Genomic DNA, 6,871 nt, shown 5'->3' with positions numbered 1-6,871 from the left:
TTCCGCACTTCGGCCAGTTGCCGCTATCCCAATCGAAGCCCACTATCTCCATGAGAGAAGTGTAGGCGTGCGTCTACACAAACGCAACTCATCCATTGCCCAGGTATCTGACCACCTGAGGTGTCCTGACAATAGTGGACAGTCCCGTTTCAAGCGGCCACCCGTGTGAACGACTGTGCGAACATAGCGGGGGCCAGATAGCCAATCCTTGAATGCCGGCGTTGGCGATTGTAAAAAATCTCAATGTATTCCCGAACAGCCGATTCAGCCTGTGCCCGGGTCTCAAAGCTTTGGTGGTGGACCATTTCATTTTTCAGGCTGCCCCAGAAGCTCTCAATGGGCGCGTTATCGTAGCAATTGCCCTTTCTCGACATGGAAGCCATCAAACCGTTTTCCTGGAGAATGGCGCGATATGCTTTAGCACAGTACTGACTCCCGCGATCGGAGTGATGGATCAATTCGGGAGCAGGGCGTCGGTACTGTATCGCCCTGTTCAGAGCACGGATGGCTAATTCCTGAGTCATCCTGGCGCCCATGGCGTAGCCCACGATTTCACAGGTACATTGTTCACGCCCGCAAGATAGAGCCAGCCTTCTGCCGTGGCGATGTAGGTGATATCCACATGCCAGACGGTATCCGGCCTCTGGGCCATGAATTGCTGCTCCAGCAGATTCTGGGCCACGGGGGAATCATGATCCGATTGCGTGGTAATTTTGAAGTGGCGTTGTTGCTTGCACTGGATACCCATCTCCCGCCGTAAGCGCACTACCCGATCGCGTCCGGTCACAAAACCTTCCTCTTGCAGCTCTTTGTGTAATCGCTTGGCACCATAGGTCCTCCGGGTTTTTTCATGGGCGGCGCGAATGGCGACTTTCAATCGCTCATCCGCCTGTTGATGCTTTGACAGCGGCCGCTTCAACCAAGCGTGAAAGCCACTCCGGGAAACATCAAACAGCTTGGCCATCACGTTGATAGGATATTGGTTTCGCCAAGCCTTTATGAGCGCGTATCTCTCACCCCAGTAGGTATTGATGAATACATTTTCATACGACCGCTTACGGCTTACTGTCGCCCAGCAGGGGCAACAGCATTAATGCAGGGCATCATGCATAGAGTAATCGCCCGCGTGGCTCAGGTATGGAACGCCCCAGATCCTTTGCCGTCTCGACCCATTCACCAATTACCTGTTCCGCATTGGCTACCGCCTCTTGATAAGTGGCACCATCGGCCATGCAGCCAGGGAGTTCAGGAACCTCCACAATAAAAGCATTGTCTTCATTACTCCAATAAATGACCAGTTCATACTTACTCATCGTTATTAACCCCCAGATGATACTTGGTGAGTATTCCGCGCACTTGTTTTACTTGGTAGGGTTTTGCCATGCGTCCGATAGGTTGGAGATTGAGGATTTCCGCTATCCCTTCTTTGGTAAGGATATGATGGTCCCCCTTCACGCGAAGGCTGAATCCAAGCCTATCTACCAAGGACAACAGGTCAGCAAAGGCTATGTTGGCATCGCTCCGACCGCTGAGAACGGCGGTCTGGGTTTTTTCGTGTTTACCCAAGAATTACACCAAACCTGAATGTTTCATGCGTTTGATTCATGGTTTGATCTCATTCTGGAGCGAGGAAATCCATCCTTGTAAGCCTAGCCCAATCCAACGGCCGCTTCCAGTCTTTACCCGTCATTGGTGGTTTCGGAACGTGCCTGGCGAAAATGACGAATCATCATCATTTAGGAATGCTCCTCCAAGGTCAGATGCACCGGCACAAGATTTGCCGCTGAAACAGGGCCGCCGACCATCGCCAGACCAACTTACTTCAGAGCCGAAATCTCAGGATGAAACTATTTTGTCGAGGATGAAACTTTTTTGTCCGTTAACAGCTCGGCAAGCTAGCTTTTATGCTCAATGAGTTCGATGCGATAGCCGTCGGGATCTTCGACGAAGGCGATGATGGTGCTGCCATGTTGCATGGGGCCGGCTTCGCGCACTACTTTGCCCCCTCTGGCGCGGATGGCATCACAGGCGGAAGCCGCGTTGTCCACTTCCAGGGCAATATGCCCGAAGCCGGTGCCGAGATCATAGTGATCCACGCCCCAGTTATAGGTGAGCTCGATAACCGCCCCGGCGTTTTCCTCCTGGTAGCCCACAAAGGCGAGGGTGAATTTCCCCTCGGGGTAATCCTTGCGACGCAACAGGCGCATACCCAACACTTCGGTATAAAACTGGATGGCGCGATCCATATCGCCCACCCGCAGCATAGTGTGTAAAAGACGCATACTTTTCTCCTTGCACAGAGTCCTGTGCGCGTTGAAAGTTATCCCTGCAGGCGTTTTTCGATACGCAGGCGCAGGGCGTTGAGCTTAATGAATCCTTCCGCATCCTTCTGGTTATAGGCTCCGGCATCATCTTCAAAAGTAGCAATGCGCGGATCAAAAAGACTTTCCTGAGACTGGCGACCCACTACGGTGCAGCTGCCCTTGTAGAGCTTGACGCGCACCACACCGTTGACGAGGCGCTGGGTCTGGTCGATCAGGGTTTGCAGGGCGCGGCGTTCGGGGCTCCACCAGAAGCCATTATAGACAATGCTGGCATAGCGGGGCATGAGTTCATCCTTGAGATGGGCGACTTCCCGATCCAGGGTGATAGATTCTATGGCGCGGTGGGCCTTGAGCAGGATGGTACCCCCCGGCGTTTCATAACAACCCCGGGATTTCATACCGACATAACGGTTTTCGACAATATCCAGGCGACCGATGCCATGCTCACCCCCCACCGTATTGAGATGGGCCAGCAATTGCGCGGGATTGAGGGCCTCGCCATCCACCGCTATGGGATCTCCATGGGCATAGGTGATTTCCAGATAGCGGGGTTGGTCAGGCGCCTTTTCTGGCGCATTGGTCCAACGCCACATGCTCTCTTCGGCTTCGGCCCAGGGATCTTCGAGAATGCCGCCTTCGTAGGAAATATGCAGCAGATTGGCATCCATGGAATAGGGGGATTTTTTGCCGTGTCTCTCCACGGGAATACCATGCTTTTCGGCATAATTCAGGAGTTTTTCCCGGGAGTTGAGATCCCACTCCCGCCAGGGAGCAATGACCTGAATGGCCGGGTTGAGTGCATAGGCACCCAGTTCAAAGCGGACCTGATCATTGCCCTTGCCGGTGGCGCCGTGAGCTACCGCGTCGGCGCCCACTTCGGCGGCAATTTCCACCATGCGCTTGGCGATGAGGGGGCGGGCGATGGAGGTACCCAGCAGATACTCTCCTTCATAAATGGTGTTGGCGCGAAACATGGGATAAACGTAATCGCGGACAAATTCCTGACGCAGGTCGTCAATAAAAATTTCCTTGGCACCCAGCTTCTCTGCCTTGAGACGCGCCGGTTCTAGTTCTTCGCCCTGGCCGATATCGGCAGTGAAGGTGACGACATCACAGTGATATTGATCCTGCAACCACTTGAGGATAACAGAGGTGTCCAGACCACCCGAATAGGCGAGAACGACTTTTTTGACCATTTACAGGGCTCCTTGCAAAGCGGCCACCGGGCCGATGCCAAATAAAAATTCCATGAGGGCTTTCTGGGCATGCAGACGGTTTTCCGCCTCTTCCCAGACGACAGAAAGGGGACCATCAATGACGTCAGCACTGACTTCCTCGCCGCGATGAGCAGGCAGGCAGTGCATGAACAGGGCACCGGGTGCCGCCGCTGCCATGAGCGCGTGGTTCACCTGAAAGTCCTGAAGAATGGTACGGCGTTGTTCGGCTTCCTGCTCTTGTCCCATGCTGGTCCAGACATCGGTCACAATCAGGTCAGCGCCTTCCGCTGCGGCAAAGGGGTCGTGGAGGACGGTGACATATTCTCCTCCCGTAGCCAACATTTCGGCGCTGGGCGAGTACTTGGCAGGGCTGCCGATGCGCAGGCTGAAATTGAAAATGCGTGCCGCTTCCATCCAGGAATGGGCCATATTGTTGGCGCCATCACCAATGTAGGCGACCTTGCGACCTTCCAGGCCGCCCCAGTGCTCAGTGGCGGTCATGAGATCGGCCAGAAGCTGGCAGGGATGATGATCATCGGAAAGGCCATTGATGACCGGAACCCGGGAGGCGGCGGCAAAATGCTTCAGGGTGTCATGACTGAAGGTGCGGATCATCACCATATCGACCATGCGCGAAATCACCCGGGCGGTATCTTCGATGCTTTCCCCGCGCCCCAGCTGGGTATCGCGGGGTGACAGAAAAAGGGCATGTCCACCCAGTTGCGCCATACCCGTTTCAAAGGAAACCCGGGTACGGGTGGAGGATTTTTCAAAAATCATGGCCAGTGTTTTGCCGGTGCAGGGCATGTAGGTTTCACCCCGCTGGCGCTGTTGCTTCAGGGCGATGGCCCGCTCCAGCAGAGCCTTCAATTCAGCGGGACTGAGGTCGACCAGGCTGAGAAAATGACGCGGATTCATGATGTGGATTCCAGCAGGCGGGCGATCCCGGAAACCAGCAGGTCAATTTCCGGTTCAGTAATAATCAGCGGGGGTAAGAGGCGAATGACCTTGTCGGCGGTCACATTGATCAGTAAACCCGCTGCCAGAGCACGCTCCACCAGACGTTCGGGTTTTTTGTGCAATTCAATACCGACCATCAGCCCCATACCCCGGATATCCTGTACCTCCGGGTGTTGCCCTAGAGCCTCGCGTAGTTTTTCCTGCAACAGCGTCCCCATTTTTTGGGCCTGGGCAGGGATATGCGCGCTTTCCATGGTATCCAGAACCGCCTGGGCCGCCGCGCAGACCAGGGGGCCGCCGCCGAAAGTCGTCCCGTGCTTGCCGGGCCCAAACAAGTCAGCGGCATTTTTGCGGGCCAGCAGGGCGCCGATGGGCACGCCGTTGCCCAGGCCTTTGGCGAGACTGAGTACATCCGGCATAACTCCGGCCATCTGTTGATACGCAAAAAAAGTCCCGGTGCGACCAATGCCCGTCTGCACTTCATCCAGCATGAGCAACAGCCCATGGGTATCACACAGAGTACGCAGCTCTGCCAAAAATCCCTGGGGTGCCGGACGCACTCCGCCTTCACCTTGTATGGGTTCCACGAGGATGGCGGCGATGCCGGGATTGGCAGCCAGCAGTCCACGCACGGTGGCCACATCGCCATAGGGCGCGCGCACAAAGCCCGGTACCAGCGGTGCAAAACCTTCCTGAATGCGGTAGTTGCCCGTCGCTGTCAATGCCGCAAGGGTACGGCCATGAAAAGCCTGGGTAAATACCAGAATCTGCGGTTCGGCAATACCTTTCTGATGACCGTGGAGCCGGGCCATTTTGATCGCGGCTTCATTGGCTTCGGCACCGCTGTTGCAGAAAAAAGCCGCATCCAGGCCGCTGAGTCGACAGAGGCTGTCGGCCAGTTGTTCCTGCAAGGGAATCTGGTACAGATTGGAAGTATGCAGCAGGGTGCCGGCCTGGGACTGTAACGCCGCCGTGACGGCCGGGTGGCAGTGGCCGAGGCCCACTACGGCAATGCCCGCCAGGGCATCCAGATAACGGCGCCCCTCAGTATCGTAGAGCCAGACTCCCTCACCCCGGCTGAAAGCCACGGGTAGGCGGGCATAGTTGTGCATGAGTGTCATCAGACCGGAGCCTCCCCATCCAGAGCAAAGGCCGCATGCAGGGCACGCACGGCCAGTTCCAGATATTTTTCTTCGATGACCACGGAAATCTTGATTTCCGAAGTGGAAATCATCTGGATATTAATATTTTCCTTGCCGAGGGTTGCGAACATGGTCGCGGCGATGCCCGCATGAGAGCGCATCCCTACGCCCACCACCGAAACCTTGACGATATGATTGTCGCCCCGGACATCTTCCGCGCCCAGTTTGGTGGCCACTTCTGCGAGAATGTCCCGGGCCTTGGCGTATTCATTGCGGTCAACCGTAAAGGTGAAGTCGGTTTTACCGGCTTCGGAAATGTTCTGCAAAATGACGTCCACGTTGATGTTGGCATCAGAAACGGGGCCTAGAATGGAATAAGCGATGCCTGGATGATCAGGAACCCCAATCATGGTGAGTTTGGCTTCGTTACGGGAGAAGGCGATGCCAGAAACGCGGGGAGCTTCCACAGAATTTTCCTCATTGGTAACCAGAGTGCCCGGGCCATCCTGAAAAGAGGACAATACCCGAACAGGAACATTGTATTTCATGGCAAATTCGACAGAGCGCGTTTGTAATACCTTGGCGCCGAGACTGGCCATTTCGAGCATTTCTTCAAAAGTAATGCGGTCGAGGCGTCTGGCCCGGGATTCCACGCGCGGATCAGTCGTGTAAATACCATCTACATCGGTAAAAATATCACATTCATCGGCATGGAGGGCAGCCGCCAAGGCCACGGCGGTCGTGTCTGAACCGCCCCGTCCCAAGGTGGTAATATTACCGTGCGGATCCACGCCCTGAAACCCGGCGACAACGACGATTTTTCCGGCTTCCAGTGCGGACCGGATTTTGTGGTCTTCAATATGCTCGATACGGGCCTTGGTATGGGCAGAGTCCGTCGTAATCGCCACCTGGGTACCCGTAAACGATACGGCGGCTTGTCCCATTCCCTCCAACGCCATACACAATAGGGCAATGGTCACCTGTTCTCCGGTACTGAGCAGGGTGTCGAGTTCGCGCTCGGCAGGGTCGGCTGCCATGGCGCGGGCCAGTTGCAGGAGACGATCCGTTTCGCCGGACATGGCCGAAACCACGACAACTACCTGATGCCCGGCGCGATGGCTGGCCATGACTTTTTCGGCAACCGCACGAATGCGCTCCGGGTTGCCCACAGAAGTTCCACCAAATTTTTGTACGATGAGTGCCATTTGAGTAATTTCAGAAAAAATTA

The 6,871-nt window shown here is 55.5% G+C and carries 7 protein-coding genes and 1 pseudogene; all 8 read right to left on the bottom strand.

Annotated features, from left to right (window positions below; translation table 11 throughout):
* Nucleotides 1-149 precede the first annotated feature (149 nt).
* Nucleotides 150-1,012: pseudogene (locus tag AC2VLR_RS11900) on the bottom strand (IS3 family transposase); the annotation flags it as partial.
* Between the two features lie 91 nt (nt 1,013-1,103).
* Nucleotides 1,104-1,313, bottom strand: coding sequence for a type II toxin-antitoxin system HicB family antitoxin (locus AC2VLR_RS11895; RefSeq protein ID WP_486882310.1), 210 nt, complete (start codon nt 1,311-1,313; stop codon nt 1,104-1,106).
* Nucleotides 1,306-1,566 (bottom strand): hypothetical protein, encoded by a 261-nt coding sequence (locus AC2VLR_RS11890; RefSeq protein ID WP_486882309.1) that lies wholly within the window; start codon nt 1,564-1,566, stop codon nt 1,306-1,308. Before AC2VLR_RS11890 ends, AC2VLR_RS11895 begins: the two co-directional genes overlap by 8 nt.
* A gap of 329 nt (nt 1,567-1,895) precedes the next feature.
* A complete protein-coding gene (gloA, locus tag AC2VLR_RS11885; RefSeq protein ID WP_486882307.1) occupies nt 1,896-2,282 on the bottom strand; it encodes a lactoylglutathione lyase in 387 nt (128 codons plus the stop codon).
* Between the two features lie 38 nt (nt 2,283-2,320).
* Entirely contained in the window at nt 2,321-3,520 is a 1,200-nt protein-coding gene (locus tag AC2VLR_RS11880; protein ID WP_215842109.1) for an argininosuccinate synthase, read from the bottom strand.
* Nucleotides 3,521-4,459 (bottom strand): ornithine carbamoyltransferase, encoded by a 939-nt coding sequence (argF, locus tag AC2VLR_RS11875; protein WP_486882306.1) that lies wholly within the window; start codon nt 4,457-4,459, stop codon nt 3,521-3,523. It abuts the gene before it with no gap.
* Complete coding sequence (locus AC2VLR_RS11870) at nt 4,456-5,622, bottom strand: acetylornithine transaminase (protein WP_486882305.1); 1,167 nt, start codon at nt 5,620-5,622, stop codon at nt 4,456-4,458. Before AC2VLR_RS11870 ends, argF begins: the two co-directional genes overlap by 4 nt.
* Complete coding sequence (locus tag AC2VLR_RS11865; protein ID WP_486882304.1) at nt 5,622-6,848, bottom strand: aspartate kinase; 1,227 nt, start codon at nt 6,846-6,848, stop codon at nt 5,622-5,624. Before AC2VLR_RS11865 ends, AC2VLR_RS11870 begins: the two co-directional genes overlap by 1 nt.
* Nucleotides 6,849-6,871 lie beyond the last annotated feature (23 nt).

It is taken from the genome of Acidithiobacillus sp. TH-A117, assembly GCF_057473465.1.
Note: the sequence above shows the minus strand (reverse complement) of the source record. Positions and strands in the feature narration are given on the sequence as shown.